This is a genomic window from Streptomyces sp. NPDC048636 (assembly GCF_040650655.1).
In the GTDB taxonomy this organism is placed as follows: Bacteria; Actinomycetota; Actinomycetes; order Streptomycetales; family Streptomycetaceae; genus Streptomyces.
Genome location: NZ_JBEZHR010000011.1, coordinates 1 through 15,578, shown reverse-complemented (window position 1 = coordinate 15,578; position 15,578 = coordinate 1). Strand labels below are relative to the sequence as shown.

Sequence of the window (15,578 nt, the reverse complement as noted above, 5' to 3'; positions counted from 1 at the left end):
AACGCCCCTTCGGGGGAGCGCCGGGTGGCCGCTAGTAGCCCCCCGGCGTAGGGGCGTTCTGGGCGCGGTCGACGGGCAGGTGCGCGCCGGAGATACCGCTCGAGGCATCCGAGAGCAGGAATGCGACGACTCGGGCGACCTCTTGCGGCGCCACCAGCTCGCCGTGCGGGAACTCCGCCGCGAACCGGGCGAACGCCTCGGGGTCCTCGGCGCGCATCCGGTCCCAGCGCTTCCCGGGGATGAGCATCGACCCCGGTGAGACCGCGTTGACCCGGATCCCGTCCGGCCCCAGTTCGCGGGCGAGCGAGCCCGCCAGATGGATCTGGGCCGCCTTGGCGGCTCCGTACTGGGCCTGCGGCCCCGGCTTCCATCCGGAGATGGAGGCGATCACCACCACCGAGCCGCCGCCCGCCCGCCGCAGATGCGGTACCGCGGCCTTCACCAGCCGCGCGGTGTGACCGACGTTCATCTCCCAGGTCAGGGTCCAGTCCCGGGCGTCGGCCTCCTCCAGCCCGCGGCCCCGTGCGCCGCCCGCGCAGGCCACCACGCCGTCCAATCCGCTGAAACGTTCCGCCGCAGCGAGGACGAACTCCTCCAGCCGGTCCGGCTCGGTGATGTCCAGGGCGCGGGTGAACAGCGGACCGTATCCTCCCGCGGCCAGTGACACGGCGAGTCCCCGCAGGTCATCCGCGGTCCGCGCACAGGTGGCCACCCTCGCGCCGTCCGCGGCCAGCAGCCGTACGATCTGTTCGCCCAGCCCCCGGGTGCCGCCGGTGACCAGCACCCGCTTGCCCTCCATACCGGACCGGCCCGCTGGGCGGAAGTGCCCGCTCCGGTTCCCACTCATACGTGCCACGTCGGGACCGTACAGCCCGAACCACTACGCCCGTACAACCGGACAACCCCCATGCCCTCTCGCCCACCGGTCGGTCCAACCGTTTGTCTACATGAACGGCGGCCGTCGACGCTGTGCGCTGCCTTCGAAGGAGGAACCATGCCGGTATCCGGCACTCACCGCGACCGGGCCCTCTCCGTCTCTGGCAGCCGGTCCAGGCGGGTCGGGCTGGGCGCGTCCCCCACCCGTCACCAGCACGGATGCGGCGTGGTCGGTCGCCAGAATGCGCTTACCCGCTCGCCAGTTCGTCAACCACGTCATGTGCACGTATGCCATCAGAGCCGACAGACCGAAGAGGACCGTGAGGGCCGACACCGTGAGCCGATCCTTTCCAGGGCCGCCGAAGCGGCCGGCGCCGGCCGATGAGGGAGGTGAATGGATCATGTCCACACCGTCCACGACCACCGCGCTCGCACCGCCCGCGAGCCGCCCCCGCGCCGAGTCGAGCGGCGGGCCCGGACAGCACGGCGTCCCCTGCCGACGAGGCGGGAGCCCCATGATCTCCGTGGACACCTGCCGCCTCTTCCGCGCCGAATTCCCCGCGTTGGCGGACCGCGCCTCCGCGGTACGCCGTATGGTCACCGGGCATCTGCGTGAATGGCGGCTCGACGCGCTGGTGGACTGTGCCGTCCTCGCCACCAACGAGCTGTTCGCCAACGCCGTGGAGCACGGCAGCTCCGGCCCCGCCGACACCGTCTCCATCACCGTCTCCCTCGAGGGCCGCGGCCATGAGCTACGGGTCGAGGTGGCCGACGGCTCACCCGTCGTCCCCCGGTTCCATGAGGCGGCGCCGACCGCCGAGTCCGGCCGGGGGCTGGCCATCGTGGACGGACTGGCCAGCGACTGGGGCACCGAGCCGCCCGACCCCGGGAGTGTGGGCAAGCGGGTGTGGTTCACGCTGCCGGTCGAGCCCGTCGAGAGCCTGTCATGAGGGCGGAGGCGCGGCGGACCTGGCTGCCCGTGGAGGGCGACGCCGCCGACTGGCTGCTGTCCGCCAGTGAGGATCCGGGACGGGTGCGGCTCGAGTGGGCCAGCGGCAGCGGTCTCGCCGACCTCCCGGTGGGCTCGCTCTTCGACCTGGTCAGGATGGCCGACGACATCGGCACCGCGGTGGTCCAGGCCCTCCAGCGGCGGGACGCGGCCACCGGTCCGGTGATGCTGGCCACCGCCAGCCATGTGCTGTCGTTCCTCGTACCGCCGGGCTCCGCGGCCGAGTGGAAGGCATGGCTGACCGGTACGCCGTACGCCCGCCGCCGCTCGGTGGCCGCGGCCGGACCCGGCCGGACCCTGCGCTGCCCCCGGCCCGGCTGCGTACGGCAGGGCCATGTGTGGCTGATCCGCCCCGGCGGCGGACTGACCGACAGTCACACCCTCCGCGCCGCGCTGGAAGAAGCCGGCGACGCGCCCGTCGAGCGTCTCGCGGGCGCGCTGTTCCGCTAGTGCGTACCGCGCGGACCGGTTCGACGGGTGCCACCGATCCCGTCCGGTGCCGCACCCCGACGCCCGGCCATGGCCCGACCGCGCGGTGTGGGTGCGGGTGACCGGTCGCCGGGGGCGGCCTCGTGGGTGGGTTGCGCCGCTGGATCATGTCGTACGGGTCGTTTCCGGACGCGCGCCGAATGACGCCACTGCCGCGTGGCCGGTGCGCGCCCTGACCGGCCCTCCCGCGTCCGGCTGACGAAGACCGGGCCGGGCCCGGGGGCGGCTCAGAAGGGGCGCAGGCCCTCCGGGATCTCCACCACGAGCGTGGCCCGCTTCTCCTCGGGGGTGGCGCCCTCCCGCCGGGCCCAGGGCTCCGCTGAGCGCATCCACGGGGGCAGTCCGGCGGGCAGATCGCCCTCGGGGATGGCCGCGAGATCGGCCGGGGCGAAGCCGGTACCGCCGTACCGGGCCAGCGGCCGTTCGTGGTCGGGGCGGACGATCGCGCCGTGCAGCGCCTCCAGGGCGGTGTTCCAGTCGGCGAGCAGCTTCGCCATCGCGGTGGCCAGGGGAGTGCTGCCGGAGGAGGACGCGCTCTCGGGATACGTGGGATGCAGCATGTGCTGGTAGGCGCCCCGGTAGCGGCGGCCCGTCGGGGTCGCGTGCCAGGTGCGGAACGCGCCGTCGGCCAGGCCGCCGAAGGCGATGACGGCCTCCACCGGGTTGTGCTCCATCAGCGCGTCCAGCCAGGCGTGGCGGTAGTCGGCGATGGCGGGGTCATGGGCGTGGGCGGTGCCACCGCCCTGGCCGTACACGCTGTAGAGGAATGTATTGACCATGACATAGCCGGTGTCGATGCCCAGTTTGGCCAGGAAGCCCTGGACGCGGCGGCCCGCGGTGCCCACCAGGATCCGCCGGGTGACCGCTTCGTGCGCGGCCGGGTCCTGTCCGATGACCAGGATCCGGGCGCTTCCGTCGAGCCGTCCCCGGTGGAAGACCGGCCCCCACTCCACCCGGAAGTCCGCCGGGGGATAGACATCGGGGCCGGGGTGGGAGCGGACCAGGGTGGCGTAGGGCTCATGGGCGTACCCGGGATCGAAGTCATGCACCGCGGACTCCTCCGTGGGGGCTTCCGGTCTCTCCTCCGGATGGGGCCGGAGAACAGGGCATAGCGGGATAAGTCACATCATCATCGCTTAGTGGGGTGGCAGTCGCCCGTGGACGGCCGCCGGTCCGGTAGCGAGGTGAAGGGACCAGCCATGCCGCCTCCGGAGCACGCCGAGGACGAGCCGCGCTTCGCGCTGCGGGGCCGGATCGTCACCATGGACCCGCATGACACCGTGCTCGACGACGGTGTGCTCTACATCGGACGGGGCCTCGTCGACGCGGTGCTGCCCGCCGGGGCGCCCCGGCCCCCGGGCCATGAGGACACCCCGGTCGTCCGCACCGGCGGCACCGTCTACCCCGGTCTGATCGAGCTGCACAACCATCTGCCCTACGACGTGCTCCCGCTGTGGCGGATCCCCGAGCGCTACGGCAACCGCTCCGACTGGGGCGGCCGGGTCAATCCGGCCTACCGCACCCTGGTCACCGGGCCGATGACGGTGCTCGGCGAGGACCCCGCGCTGATGCCCGCCGTGGTGCGCTACGTCGAGGCCAAGGCACTGGTCAACGGCACCACCACCAGCCAGGGCATCGCGCTGTTCAGCAACACCGGCTCCCGCCGGATGTACCGCGGCATCGTCCGCAATGTCGAGGCCACCGACGATCCCGCGCTGCCCGAGGCCGCCTCCCGGATCGCCGATGTCGAGGCGTCCGACGCCAGCCGGTTCCTCACCCGGCTCCAGCAGCCGCACCGGCTGCTGCTGCATCTGGCCGAGGGCGTCGACGACGAGGCGCGCGGCCACTTCCGGGCCCTGGAGTTCGAGCGCGGCCGGTGGGCGATCACCGACAACCTCGTCGGCATCCACTGCACCGCGCTCACCGCCGAGGACTTCACGGTTTTCGCCGGGCACGGCGGCTCCATGGTGTGGTCACCGCTGTCCAATCTGCTGCTCTACGGCCGCACCGCGGACATCGCCGCCGCCCGCCGCACCGGCATGCTCATCGGGCTCGGCTCGGACTGGTCGGTCTCCGGCAGCAAGGGGCTGCTGGGCGAGCTGAAGGCGGCCCGGCTGGCCTCCGCCGCCGCGGGCGGGGTGTTCAGCGACCGCGACCTGGTCGCCATGGCCACCCGCGACGCCGCCGCCATCCTCCGCTGGGAGCGGACCCTGGGCTCGCTGCGGCCCGGTACGCGCGCCGATCTGATCACGGTCGCCGGGGACGACGGCGATCCGTACACCGCGCTGATCGACGCCCGGGACCGGGACATCGTCCTCGTCGCCGTCGACGGCACCCCCCGCTACGGCACCACCGCCCTGATGCGGAAGCTCACCCCCGACCCGGCCGAACTGGAGCCGCTCCCCGACGGGGCGCCCGCCCGGCGCAGCGTCCGGCTCCACCAGAGCGCCGCCGATCCGGTCGTCGGCGGTCTCACCCTCACCGAGGCCGCCGAGCGGCTCAGCCGTGCCCTCACCGATCTGCCCAGCCACGCCGAACGGGCCGCGCGACGGGCCCCGCCCGGGGCGGACGAGGGGCCGCGGTGGCGGCTGGCCCTGGACGAGATCGAACCGAACGGCACCGAGCTGCGCCCCCGGCTGGCACCGCCCGCGGCGGCGCGGCGGGCCCGGCCCGGCCCCAGCGGCCCCGAGATCGCCCCGCTCGACGCCCGTCCGGCCGCCCTCACCGCTCTGGCCCTGGACGGTCTGACGGCCGGAGGCGACCCCGGATTCCTGGCGAGCCTGGCCGCCGAACCCAATCTGCCCCCGGACTACGCCGCCGCACTGTCCGATCTGCTGACCTGACCGCCCCGACACCCACCCAGGAGCCCCCCATGGCACTCGGCCTCTCCCTCCACATCGGACTCAACCAGGTCGATCCCGCGGCCTACGACGGCTGGAGCGGTGAGCTGAACGCGTGTGAGCAGGACGCCGCGGACATGGCCGGGATCGCCGACAGCGCGGGCTTCGACGTCACCCACCCGCTGATGACCTCCGCCGCCACCTCCGAGGCGGTCACCTCCGCCCTGGAGGCCGCGGCCGGCCGGCTGGCCGGCGGTGACGTCCTGTTCCTCACCTACTCGGGCCACGGCGGCCAGGTCCCCGACCTCAACCATGACGAGACCGGGGACCGGCTGGACGAGACCTGGGTGCTGTACGACCGGCAGCTGGTCGACGACGAAATCTTCGAGCTGTTCGGCAAGTTCGCCAGGGGGGTGCGGATCTGGATGCTCTCCGACAGCTGCCACAGCGGCACCGTGGCCCGCAAACTGCCGGAGATCCTCAGCCCCCGCGAACTGGACCGCCGTTTCAACACCGAGGACCCCGACGAGGTCGGCCGCAAGATCAGGGCGATGCCCCAGACGGTGCAGTCCACGGTCTACCGGCGCGACCGCGAGATGTACGACCGGATCCAGAAGGCCCGTACCGCCAAGGACCTCGCCAGGATCGAGGCCAGCGTGCTGGAGATCTCCGGCTGCCAGGACAACCAGACCTCCGCCGACGGCATCGTCAACGGCCTGTTCACCGGCACCCTGCTGGAGGTCTGGCGCGGCGGCGCCTTCGCGGGCAGCTACCGGGGGCTGCACCGGGAGATCGTGAAGCGGATGCCCCCGGACCAGACCCCCCATCTGTTCCTGGCCGGGGCGCCCGATCCGGCCTTCGCCCGGCAGCGTCCGTTCACCATCTGATGACGCGGGCGCGTCCGACTGGTGTGCGGGGGACCGCCCGGCGAGGTATGACAGAAGAAGCGCACACGAGCCGGTGAGGTGCCGGTATGACGCATGACCGTCTTGACCAGGGCGGCGAGGCGGGCATGAGCGGCCTGACCGCCGCCCCGGGAGGGGTGCTCGACCTGTTGCAGGTCGCCGCCGTGGTCCTGGACGGCGACGGCCTCATCGTGCTGTGGAGCCCCGAGGCGGAACAGTTGTTCGGATACCGGGCCGCCGACGCGCTGGGCTGCCGCGCGGACCGGCTGCTGGTCCACCCCGACGACCGCAGTTCGGCCGTGGAGCTCTTCGCGCGGGTACGGGCGGGCGACACCTGGGCGGGCGTCTTCCCGGTGCGCCACCAGGACGGCCGTACCCTCCAGGTCGAGTTCCGCACCATGGGCCTGCGCGATATGGACGGCGATGTCTACGCCCTGGGGCTCGCCGCCGACGAGAAGACCGTACGGCGGCTGGAGACCGATCTCGCCGTCTCCGGTTTCCTCATCAAACAGTCGCCCGTGGGCACCGCGGTCTTCGACACCCAGCTGCGCTGGGTGCGCGCCAATCCGTCCCTCCAGCAGATGAACGGGCTGACCGAGGGCGAGGTGCGCGGCCGCCGGGTCGCCGAGGTGCTCCCGGGGCTGGACGCGGTGGCCATGGAGACCGCGATGCGGCACGTCCTGGAGTCCGGCGAACCGCTGCTGGACCAGCAGAGCGTCGGCCGCACCCCCGCCGACCCCGACCATGACCACGCCTGGTCGCAGTCCTACTACCGACTGGAGGACCCCAGCGGCCGCATCCTGGGCGTCGCCGTATCGGTCATCGACGTCTCCAAGCGCCACCGGGCGGCCAGTGAGGTCGCCGAGGCGCGGGAGCGGCTGGCCGTCATCGCCGACGCCGGGGTCCGTATCGGCACCACCCTGGACCTGCGGCAGACCGCCCAGGAGCTGGCCGATGTCACCGTGCCCCGGCTCGCCGACCTGGCGGCCGTCGATGTGCTGGACGCCGTGGTGCACCGCGAGGCCATGGCCCGGGTGCGCACCGACGGCTCGGCCCGCTTCCGGGCGCTCGCCGTGGCCGCGGGCTATCCCACCGAGGCGGTGCACGCGGCCGACCCGGTCGGGGAGATCGCCCGCTACGACCCCACCCGCCTGATCACCAAATGTGTGCGCGACGCGCAGCCGATCTTCGTACCGCACGTCACCGAGCAGGACGTCCGCCGTATCGCACGGGACGAGGCCGCCGCCGCGGTCCTCCACAAGGAGGGCGTGCACTCCTATCTCGCGGCCCCGCTGATCGCCCGCGGCAGTGTGCTGGGCACCCTCAGCCTGCACCGTACGGTCAACCCCCGGCCGTTCGACGAACAGGACCTCACCCTCGCCTGCGAACTGGCCATCCGCGCCGCGCTCTGCATCGACAACGCCCGGCTCTACGGGCGGGAGCGCGACGCCGCGCTCACCCTCCAGCGCAGTCTGCTGTCCCAGCAGCCCCGGGACCAGGACGGACTGGAGATCGCCTCACGCTATCTGCCCGCCGTGAGCGCCGCGGGCGGCGACTGGTTCGACGTCCTTCCCCTCCGGGGCGGCCGGGTCGGCCTGGTGGTCGGCGACGTCATGGGCAAGGGCATCCACGCCGCGGCCATCATGGGCCAACTCCGCACCGCCACCCGGGCCTTCTCCCAGCTCGACCTGGACCCGGTGGACCTGCTGCGCCATCTCGACGAGATCACCCTCAGCCTTGGCGAGTCCATCGCCACCTGCCTCTACGCGGTCTGCGATCCGCGCACCGGCCGGTGCGAGCTGTCCACCGCGGGCCATCTTCCCCCGGTCCTGGTGCACCCCGGCGGTGACGCCGAGCTGATCGACATCCCGACCGGAGCGCCATTGGGCGTGGGCGGGGTGCCGTTCGCCGCGGTCGACTGCGAACTGGCCGAGGGCGCGCTGCTGGCCCTGTTCACCGACGGCCTGGTGGAGAAGCGCCATCAGTCGCTGGACGTGGGACTGCACACCCTGGTCCAGCTGTTGCGCCGGCACCATGGTTCATTGGAGCGGATCTGCGACCAGGTGCTGGCCGCGCTGCACGGTGCCCCCGACGACGATGTGGCGCTGCTGCTGGCCCGGCTGCGCGCGCCGTCGTGGCCCGAAGTCGGCGGTCAGGGTGGTGTGCTGCCGCGGAACGTGGACCGGTAGGCGCTGGGGGAGACACCGAGCGCGGTGTGCAGATGCTGGCGCAGCGACGCGGCCGTGCCGAACCCCGCCTCCGCCGCGATCCGGTCCACCGGCAGATCGGTCTCCTCCAGAAGCTGCCGGGCACGCTCCAGCCGGGCCCGCGTCAGCCACTGCACCGGGGTCATCCCGACCTCGTCGCGGAACCGCCGGGAGAAGGTCCGTACGCTCATCGACTCCCGCTCGGCCAGCTCCCGCAGGCTCACCGGCCGGTCCAGCCGGGTCAGGGCCCAGGCGCGGGCCGTGCCGGTGGACGAGCCGTGCCGCTCGGGGACCGGCCGCCGGATGAACTGGGCCTGGCCGCCGTCCCGGTGCGGGGCCACCACCGCGCCGCGGGCGACCTCGCCCGCCACCGCCGCTCCGTGGTCGCACCGGATCATATGGAGGATCAGATCGATACCGGAGGCGTCCCCGGCCGAGGTGAGCACCGGGCCCTCGTCGGCGTAGAGGACGTCCGGGTCCAGCGCGACGGCGGGGAACAGCTCGCGGAAGTGCCCGGCCGCCTGCCAGTGGGTGGTCGCCCGGCGGCCGTCGAGCAGTCCGGCGGCCGCCAGCACGAAGGCGCCGGTACAGATCGAGGCGATCCGGGTGCCGGGGCGGATCCGCGCGAAGGCGGCGCCGAGCTCGGCACCGAGCCGCCCCTCGGTCTGCGGTGGGTCCTTCTCGTTGGCGGCCGGGACGATCACGGTGTCGGCCTCGGCCAGCGCGCCGGGCCCATGGCGGACGTTCATCGTGACGTCGGAGTCGGTACGGACCTCGCCGGGGGCCAGGGCGCAGGTCACCACCTCGTACAGCGGCTCGCCCGCTCCGGACACCGCCCGGCCGAACAGCCGGTGCACCATGCCCAGCTCGAACGGCAGCAGCCCGTGCCGGACCAGCACCGCGACCCGGTGGCGATCGGTGTGGGTGAACGCCGGCATGGCGCGATTCTTTCACAGCACCACGATCGGGCCATGGCCTCGGCGGTTCAGTCCTCGCTCCTGGCCCGGCTCGGCTGCACCCGCTTGGGCTCGCCCTTCACCTTGGGATGCTCCGGCGGATAGGGCAGATCGCCCAGCCCGTGCTCCCGTTCGTCCCGGTCGGCCAGGTCCAGCGCGCTCTCCAGGCGGAAGGCGTGCTCGTCCATATCGGCGTGCACATCTCCCAGTTCGCGGAAGCGCACCGGCATGGTCGCCAGATCGAAGTCCTGCGGCCGGGCGTCGGGCACCTCCTCCCAGCGCAGCGGCGCGGAGACCGGGGCGTCCGGCCGGGGGCGCACCGAATAGGCGCTGGCGATGGTGCGGTCGCGGGCGGTCTGGTTGTAGTCCACGAAGATCTTGCGGCCGCGCTCCTCCTTCCACCAGGCGGTGGTGATCCGGTCCGGCGCCCGCCGCTCCAGCTCCCGCGCGACGGCGATCGCGGACCGCCGCACCTGGGCGAAGGTCCAGCGCGGCTCGATCGGCACGAAGACATGCAGCCCGCGTCCGCCCGAGGTCTTGGGCCAGCCGCGCAGCCCCAGCCCGTCCAGCACCTCGCGCAGCTGTTCCGCCGCGCGCACCGCGTCCCGGTAGTCGGTGCCCGGCTGGGGATCGAGGTCGATCCGCAGCTCGTCGGGGTGGTCGGTGTCCTCGCGCCGTACCGGCCACGGATGGAACGTCAGACAGCCGAGGTTCGCCGCCCACACCACCGCCGCCACCTCGGTCGGGCAGATCTCGTCCGCGTGCCGCCCGCTGGGGAAGGAGATCCGGCCGGTGGGGATCCAGTCGGGAAGGTTCTTGGGGGCCCGCTTCTGGAAGAACGACTCCCCGTCTACGCCGTCCGGGTAGCGCTCCATCGTCGTCGGCCGGTTCCGCAGCGCCCGCAGCACCCCGTCGCCGACCGCGAGGTAGTAGCGGGCGAGGTCCAGCTTGGTGTAGCCGCGCCCGGGGAAATACACCTTCCCGGGGTTGGACAGCCGCACCGTACGCTCACCGACCGTGAGCTCCACCGTCTCTCCCATACCGTCACGCTAGGCCCGGCCGCCCAAGGTCACCTCCCGGCGGGCGCGCGGACCGCGGCGGACGCACAATCGGACACCATGGACCTTCCGGTGATGCCCCCCGTCGCGCCGATGCTGGCCAAGTCCGCGGCCGCCATCCCCGCCGGGATGCGCTACGAGGCCAAGTGGGACGGCTTCCGGGCCATCGTCTTCCGTGACGGCGACGAGCTGGAGATCGGCAGCCGTACCGGCAAACCGCTCACCCGCTACTTCCCCGAAGTGGCCGAGGCACTGCTCGCCCAGCTGCCGCCGCGCTGTGTACTGGACGGCGAGATCGTCATCGTGCGCGGGGGACGGCTGGACTTCGACGCCCTGCTGGAGCGCATCCACCCCGCCGACTCCCGGGTCAGGATGCTGGCCGGCACCACTCCGGCGAGCTTCGTCGCCTTCGACCTCCTCGCCCTCGGCGACGCCTCGCTGATGGACACCCCGCTGCGCGAGCGCCGGGACGCGCTGACCGAGGCGCTGCGCGACGCCGGCGATCCGGTCTTCACCGCCCCCTGGACCGACGACCAGCAGCTGGCCCGGCAGTGGTTCGAGCAGTACGAGGGCGCGGGGCTGGACGGAGTTGTCGCCAAACCCTTCGACCTCGGCTACCGGCCGGGCGAACGCGTCATGATCAAGATCAAGCACGAGCGCACCGCCGACTGCGTCGTCGCCGGACTGCGCCACCACAAGTCCGGCCCGGTCGTCGGCTCGCTGCTGCTCGGTCTGCACGACGCCACCGGCCGTCTCCAGCACGTCGGGGTGTGCGCCGCCTTCCCCATGCGCCGCCGTCAGGAGCTGATGACCGAACTGGAGCCGCTGCTCATGCCCACGGTCGAGGGCCACCCCTGGGCGGACTGGGCCCGCGAGGAGGCGCATGCCCAGGCCCGGATGCCGGGCGCGCCCAGCCGCTGGACCGGGGTCAAGGACCTGTCCTGGATGCCGCTGCGCCCCGAGCGGGTCTGCGAGGTGGCCTACGACCATATGCAGGGCGACCGCTTCCGGCACACCGCCCGGTTCCGCCGCTGGCGCCCCGACCGCGACCCGGACGACTGCACCTACGCCCAGTTGGAGGAGCCGGTCTCCTACGATCTGCGGCAGGTGCTGGGCACCCACCCCTGAGCGTGGTGCGGAGCCGCGGTCGGCGCCGGACGCCGGTCAGCGCCGGGCGCCGCGGGCCGGACGGCGGGCCATCCGCGTGAACCAGTCACGCGCCGCCTCGGCCGCCTGCTCCAGGGTTCCGGGCTCCTCGAACAGATGGGTCGCACCGGGCACCACATGGACCTCGTGCGGAGCGGCGAGCATGGCGGCGGCCTGTTCGTTCAGCCGCAGCACCTCATGGTCGTCACCGCCCACCACCAGCAGCACCGGAGCGCTCACCCGGTTCAGCACCCCGCCCGCGAGATCCGGGCGGCCGCCGCGCGAGACGACGGCCCGTACCCGGTCCGGCCGCTCCGCCGCGGCCGTCAGCGCCGCCGCGGCGCCGGTGCTCGCGCCGAACAGACCGACGGGCAGCCCGCTGGTGGCCGGATGCCCGGCGAGCCAGTCCACCGACCCCACCAGCCGCCGCCCCAGCAGCGGGATGTCGAAGCGGTGTTCGGCGGTGATCGCGTCCACCCGCTCCTCGGCCTCGGTGAGCAGATCGAACAGCAGGGTCGCGAGGTCCGCCCGCTGGAGCACCTGGGCCACCGCGCGATTGCGCGGACTGTGCCGGGAGCTGCCGCTGCCGTGTGCGAAGGCCACCACACCGACGGGGTGTTCGGGTACCACCAGATCTCCCACCAGCACGGCGTCGTCCACGGCGATACGGGCGGTCTCGGAGCGCATCGGCACCTCCTGCCGGGGGGTCGGGACTCTCGTCGAGGCTGTCGGGGCGGTCGGGGCTTTCGGGACCGTAAGGTGGCGGCGGTACTCCGCGGTGCCGGTCAGGCGCAGGCCATGAGCCCCTGGCGCAGTTCGCTGTAGAGCCGGGAGAGCCTGCGGGATATGTGCATCTGCGAGAAGCCGAGGATCTCGCCGATCTGGCTCTGCGAGAGCCCGGCGAAGAACCGCAGGTACAGCACATAGCGGTCCTGTTCGGAGAGATGCGAGATCAGTACCCGCAGCGCCTCCCGGTTGACGACGCGTTCGATGGCGGCGTCGTCCGCGCCCACCGTCTCGGCGAGCAGCCGCTCCTCGGCGCCCTGCACCGCGGCGTTCAGGGACAGCGGGGTGCAGGAGGCGCTGGCCTCGAGCCCGGCCTTCACATCCTCCTGCGGCATCCCGGTACGCAGACAGATCTCGGTGACCGTGGGGGTGCGGCCGCCCAACTCCTGTTCCAGCGCGTCGCGTGCGGACCGGGTGCGGGAGCGCACCTCCTGGATGTTGCGCGGGATGTGCAGCGTCCACAGATAGTCGCGGAAGTGCCGCTTCAGCTCCCCGGTGATGACCGGGATCGCATAGGACGGGAACGCGTGCCCGAGGTCCGGGTCGTAGCGGTCGACGGCCTTCACCAGGGCCAGCGAGGCCACCTGGGTGAGGTCCTCCATGTTCTCGCCCTTGTTGCGGAAGCGCAGCGCCAGCCGTTTCGCGACGGGCAGCCAGGCGCAGATGATGGCCTCGCGCACGGCGTCGCGCTCGGGTCCGGGGGGCAGTCGGGACAGACGCTGGAAGGCACCGCCGGTGTCGGGAGTGTCGTCATGGCGCCGTCGGCGAGTCGCGGTTGCTGACATGGTCACTCGCCTCCGTGGTCCGATGTCACGGCGGTCTCCACCACAGTCGCATGATCCTTAAGTCCTCGCAATTCGGCCATATTGGTACATGTTTATGCGCTTTTGGGGGGAATGTGGCCGACCCGGGATTCGGGGCCGTGGCGCCGGGTACACAGCGGGGATGGACGCGACCCTTCGCCTCGCCCAGCAGCCCGAGGCCGACGCCCTCCTCGGGCGCAGCCCGCTGGCCCTGATGACCGGGATGCTGCTCGACCAGCAGGTCCCCATGGAGTGGGCGTTCTCCGGTCCGTACACCATCGCGCGGCGCATGGGCGCGGACGATCTGGACGCACGGGAGATCGCCGCCTGCGACCCCGAGCGGTTCGTGGAGCTGCTCTCGCAGAAGCCCGCCGTGCACCGCTATCCCGGGTCGATGGCCAAGCGCGTCCAGCAGCTGTGCCAGTACCTGGTCGAGCACTACGACGGTGACGCGGAGGCGGTGTGGCGCGATGTGGACAGCGCCGCAGAGCTGCTCCGACGCCTGAACGACCTGCCCGGTTACGGCAAGCAGAAGGCCCAGATCTTCATGGCGCTCCTGGGCAAGCGGGTGGGGGCGGGGCCCGAGGGATGGCAGGAAGCCGCCGGTGCCTATGGCGAGGACGGCTCGTACCGCTCGGTGGCCGACATCACCGGCCCCGAGTCGCTGGACAAGGTCCGCGCCCATAAGCAGGAGCTCAAGCGGCAGGCCAAGCGGGCGGCCGGGAAGTGAGTCCCCGGCGGCGGATCACCCGGTGTGCAGCGCGCCGCGGAGGGTGTCCACGGCCAGCGTGAGGGCGGTGCGCGCGGCCTCGGTGTCGCGGAGCGCGTCGAGCATGAGGAAGTCGTGGATGATGCCCTGCATCCGTACGGCGGCGACCGGGACCCCGGCCTCCCGCAGCTTGGCCGCGTACGCCTCGCCCTCGTCCCGCAGTACGTCCGCCTCGCCGGTGATCACCAGGGCCGGGGGCAGCCCGGCGAGTTGGGAGGTGTCGGCGCGCAGCGGGGAGGCGGTGATCTCGGCGCGCTGGTCCGGGTCGGTCGTGTACTGGTCCCAGAACCACCGCATCGCCTCGCGGGACAGGTAGTAGCCGTCGGCGAACTGCTCGTAGGAGCCGGTGTCGAAGGCGGCGTCGGTGACCGGGTAGAGCAGCACCTGGTGGACCAGGGAGAGATCACCGCGCTCCTTGGCCAGCAGGGTGAGCGCGATGGACATGTTGCCGCCCACCGAGTCCCCGGCCACCGCGATCCGCGAGGGGTCCAGCCCGGCGCCCTCGCCATGGGTCACGATCCACTGCCCGACCGCGTAGTTCTGCTCCAGGGCCACCGGGTAGTGAACCTCGGGGGAGAGGTCGTACTCGGGGAAGACCACGGCGGCACCGACCCGGACGGCCAGCTCCCGGGCCAGCCGGTCATGGGTGTGGGCGTTGCCGAACACCCAGCCCGCGCCATGGATGTAGAGGATCACCGGCAGGGTGCCGCCCACCCCCGGCGGCCGCAGGATCCGGGCCTTGACGTTGCCCTCCGGGATCCCGGTGACGCTGATCCACTCCTCGTCCACCTCCGGTTTGGACACCGGACCGGACTGGAGCTCGTCCACCGCCCTGCGCCCCTCGGCGGGCGACATCTGGTAGAGGAACGGCGGCTTGGCACTGGCTTCGGCGAACTCCGCGGCGGCGGGCTCCAGTACGGGGCGGGCCGGGACGGTGCCATGGGACATCTGCTTCTCCATCGCTTCTCCTCGACAGGCGGTGGCAGCGCCGCAGTCCGCCCCGCCTGACGTCACTCCGCGACGCGGCGTTCCGCGGCGGTGATGGGCAGGTCGTTGATGCTGGCGTAGCGCTTGCGCATCAGGCCGTTCTCGTCGAACTCCCAGTTCTCGTTGCCGTAGGCGCGGAACCACCGGCCCTCGGTGTCGTGGTACTCGTACTCGAAGCGGACGGCGATCCGGTTTCCGGTCCAGGCCCACAGCTCCTTGCGCAGCCGGTAACCGAGTTCGCGCTCCCACTTGGCGGTCAGGAATTCGACGATCTCACTCCGGCCACGCAGGAACACATCGCGGTTACGCCACTCGGAGTCCTCCGTGTACGCCAGGGCGACCCGGGCGGGGTCCTTGGTGTTCCACGCGTCCTCGGCGAGCTGGACCTTCTGACGGGCGGTCTCCTCGGTGAAGGGCGGCAGCGGGGGCCTCTGGTCGGGCATGGCGGACTCTCCTCGACGCGCGGTGCGGGGGTGGGCCAAGCGGGGCGAGAACGTACGTTCTCCATTGGCTCCCCACCGTAGGAGAATGCTGGTTCTCACGCAACCGGATGCCGGTACGCACACCACGCCCCGCCGTGCGGTCGGGGCGCGGCGGGGCGCGGTGGACGTGCGGGGCTAGGCCGTGTCGTTCGGATCTTTCGCGGATCAGGCCGCGACGCCGGCTACGGCACCTCGCGGCGTTGTCGCCAGACCCGAGTACGCCCAGTACGCGGGTCAGGCTCCGCCTTGCGATGCACCGCATCCG

At 72.4% G+C, this 15,578-nt stretch carries 15 protein-coding genes; 7 read left to right on the top strand and 8 right to left on the bottom strand.

The features are described 5' to 3' along the window. Positions 1 to 31: 31 nt before the first annotated feature. A complete protein-coding gene (locus AB0C66_RS26265) occupies positions 32 to 847 on the bottom strand; it encodes an SDR family oxidoreductase (protein ID WP_362443852.1) in 816 nt (271 codons plus the stop codon). 430 nt (positions 848 to 1,277) lie between these two features. On the opposite strand from AB0C66_RS26265, the gene AB0C66_RS26260 reads away from it, so the two are divergent. Continuing rightward, a complete protein-coding gene (locus AB0C66_RS26260) occupies positions 1,278 to 1,826 on the top strand; it encodes an ATP-binding protein (RefSeq protein ID WP_362443393.1) in 549 nt (182 codons plus the stop codon). Further along, entirely contained in the window at positions 1,823 to 2,335 is a 513-nt protein-coding gene (locus AB0C66_RS26255; protein ID WP_362443390.1) for a hypothetical protein, read from the top strand. Before AB0C66_RS26260 ends, AB0C66_RS26255 begins: the two co-directional genes overlap by 4 nt. Before the next feature lie 266 nt (positions 2,336 to 2,601). Here the strand turns inward: AB0C66_RS26255 and AB0C66_RS26250 are convergent, their stop codons facing one another. Next, entirely contained in the window at positions 2,602 to 3,423 is an 822-nt protein-coding gene (locus AB0C66_RS26250; protein ID WP_362443387.1) for a uracil-DNA glycosylase family protein, read from the bottom strand. Between the two features lie 150 nt (positions 3,424 to 3,573). On the opposite strand from AB0C66_RS26250, the gene AB0C66_RS26245 reads away from it, so the two are divergent. The 3 genes from AB0C66_RS26245 (at position 3,574) to AB0C66_RS26235 (ending at position 8,308) form a co-directional block, all read left to right on the top strand. Then, the gene (locus AB0C66_RS26245) at positions 3,574 to 5,217 is read left to right on the top strand and encodes an amidohydrolase family protein (protein ID WP_362443384.1); all 1,644 of its coding nucleotides are present in this window, start codon (positions 3,574 to 3,576) and stop codon (positions 5,215 to 5,217) included. 29 nt (positions 5,218 to 5,246) lie between these two features. Continuing rightward, a complete protein-coding gene (locus AB0C66_RS26240) occupies positions 5,247 to 6,101 on the top strand; it encodes a caspase family protein (protein WP_362443381.1) in 855 nt (284 codons plus the stop codon). A gap of 86 nt (positions 6,102 to 6,187) precedes the next feature. Further along, entirely contained in the window at positions 6,188 to 8,308 is a 2,121-nt protein-coding gene (locus AB0C66_RS26235; RefSeq protein WP_362443379.1) for a SpoIIE family protein phosphatase, read from the top strand. On the opposite strand, the gene AB0C66_RS26230 is transcribed toward AB0C66_RS26235, so the two are convergent. Together AB0C66_RS26230 and ligD are read right to left on the bottom strand one after the other, a co-directional pair. Then, positions 8,272 to 9,264 (bottom strand): helix-turn-helix domain-containing protein, encoded by a 993-nt coding sequence (locus tag AB0C66_RS26230; protein ID WP_362443377.1) that lies wholly within the window; start codon positions 9,262 to 9,264, stop codon positions 8,272 to 8,274. The two genes, AB0C66_RS26235 and AB0C66_RS26230, sit on opposite strands and share 37 nt — an antisense overlap. Before the next feature lie 47 nt (positions 9,265 to 9,311). Further along, positions 9,312 to 10,322, bottom strand: a complete 1,011-nt coding sequence (gene ligD / locus AB0C66_RS26225; RefSeq protein ID WP_362443374.1) for a non-homologous end-joining DNA ligase — start codon at positions 10,320 to 10,322, stop codon at positions 9,312 to 9,314. 78 nt (positions 10,323 to 10,400) lie between these two features. Here ligD and AB0C66_RS26220 point away from each other — a divergent pair, with 78 nt between their 5' ends. Continuing rightward, complete coding sequence (locus tag AB0C66_RS26220; RefSeq protein WP_362443372.1) at positions 10,401 to 11,468, top strand: ATP-dependent DNA ligase; 1,068 nt, start codon at positions 10,401 to 10,403, stop codon at positions 11,466 to 11,468. Between the two features lie 36 nt (positions 11,469 to 11,504). Here the strand turns inward: AB0C66_RS26220 and AB0C66_RS26215 are convergent, their stop codons facing one another. Continuing rightward, positions 11,505 to 12,173: a dienelactone hydrolase family protein gene (locus AB0C66_RS26215; protein ID WP_362443369.1), complete on the bottom strand. Its 669-nt coding sequence runs from the start codon at positions 12,171 to 12,173 to the stop codon at positions 11,505 to 11,507. A 98-nt stretch (positions 12,174 to 12,271) separates the two neighbouring features. Further along, positions 12,272 to 13,057, bottom strand: coding sequence for a SigB/SigF/SigG family RNA polymerase sigma factor (locus AB0C66_RS26210; protein ID WP_362443367.1), 786 nt, complete (start codon positions 13,055 to 13,057; stop codon positions 12,272 to 12,274). Positions 13,058 to 13,217: 160 nt separating this feature from the next. On the opposite strand from AB0C66_RS26210, the gene AB0C66_RS26205 reads away from it, so the two are divergent. Next, a complete protein-coding gene (locus AB0C66_RS26205) occupies positions 13,218 to 13,805 on the top strand; it encodes an HhH-GPD-type base excision DNA repair protein (protein ID WP_362443364.1) in 588 nt (195 codons plus the stop codon). A gap of 15 nt (positions 13,806 to 13,820) precedes the next feature. On the opposite strand, the gene AB0C66_RS26200 is transcribed toward AB0C66_RS26205, so the two are convergent. Both AB0C66_RS26200 and AB0C66_RS26195 read right to left on the bottom strand, forming a co-directional pair. Then, a complete protein-coding gene (locus AB0C66_RS26200) occupies positions 13,821 to 14,804 on the bottom strand; it encodes an alpha/beta hydrolase (RefSeq protein WP_362443361.1) in 984 nt (327 codons plus the stop codon). Positions 14,805 to 14,854: 50 nt separating this feature from the next. Further along, a complete protein-coding gene (locus tag AB0C66_RS26195) occupies positions 14,855 to 15,274 on the bottom strand; it encodes a nuclear transport factor 2 family protein (RefSeq protein WP_362443358.1) in 420 nt (139 codons plus the stop codon). Positions 15,275 to 15,578 lie beyond the last annotated feature (304 nt).

Bases quoted from the DNA above. Each gene is read 5' to 3' on its own strand.
- AB0C66_RS26205 (WP_362443364.1), top strand. From the start codon at position 13,218: ATGGACGCGACCCTTCGCCTCGCCCAGCAGCCCGAGGCCGACGCCCTC.
- AB0C66_RS26230 (WP_362443377.1), bottom strand. From the start codon at position 9,264: ATGCCGGCGTTCACCCACACCGATCGCCACCGGGTCGCGGTGCTGGTC.
- AB0C66_RS26265 (WP_362443852.1), bottom strand. From the start codon at position 847: ATGAGTGGGAACCGGAGCGGGCACTTCCGCCCAGCGGGCCGGTCCGGT.
- ligD (WP_362443374.1), bottom strand. From the start codon at position 10,322: ATGGGAGAGACGGTGGAGCTCACGGTCGGTGAGCGTACGGTGCGGCTG.
- AB0C66_RS26260 (WP_362443393.1), top strand. From the start codon at position 1,278: ATGTCCACACCGTCCACGACCACCGCGCTCGCACCGCCCGCGAGCCGC.
- AB0C66_RS26195 (WP_362443358.1), bottom strand. From the start codon at position 15,274: ATGCCCGACCAGAGGCCCCCGCTGCCGCCCTTCACCGAGGAGACCGCC.
- AB0C66_RS26215 (WP_362443369.1), bottom strand. From the start codon at position 12,173: ATGCGCTCCGAGACCGCCCGTATCGCCGTGGACGACGCCGTGCTGGTG.
- AB0C66_RS26220 (WP_362443372.1), top strand. From the start codon at position 10,401: ATGGACCTTCCGGTGATGCCCCCCGTCGCGCCGATGCTGGCCAAGTCC.
- AB0C66_RS26210 (WP_362443367.1), bottom strand. From the start codon at position 13,057: ATGTCAGCAACCGCGACTCGCCGACGGCGCCATGACGACACTCCCGAC.
- AB0C66_RS26240 (WP_362443381.1), top strand. From the start codon at position 5,247: ATGGCACTCGGCCTCTCCCTCCACATCGGACTCAACCAGGTCGATCCC.
- AB0C66_RS26235 (WP_362443379.1), top strand. From the start codon at position 6,188: ATGACGCATGACCGTCTTGACCAGGGCGGCGAGGCGGGCATGAGCGGC.
- AB0C66_RS26200 (WP_362443361.1), bottom strand. From the start codon at position 14,804: ATGGAGAAGCAGATGTCCCATGGCACCGTCCCGGCCCGCCCCGTACTG.
- AB0C66_RS26255 (WP_362443390.1), top strand. From the start codon at position 1,823: ATGAGGGCGGAGGCGCGGCGGACCTGGCTGCCCGTGGAGGGCGACGCC.
- AB0C66_RS26245 (WP_362443384.1), top strand. From the start codon at position 3,574: ATGCCGCCTCCGGAGCACGCCGAGGACGAGCCGCGCTTCGCGCTGCGG.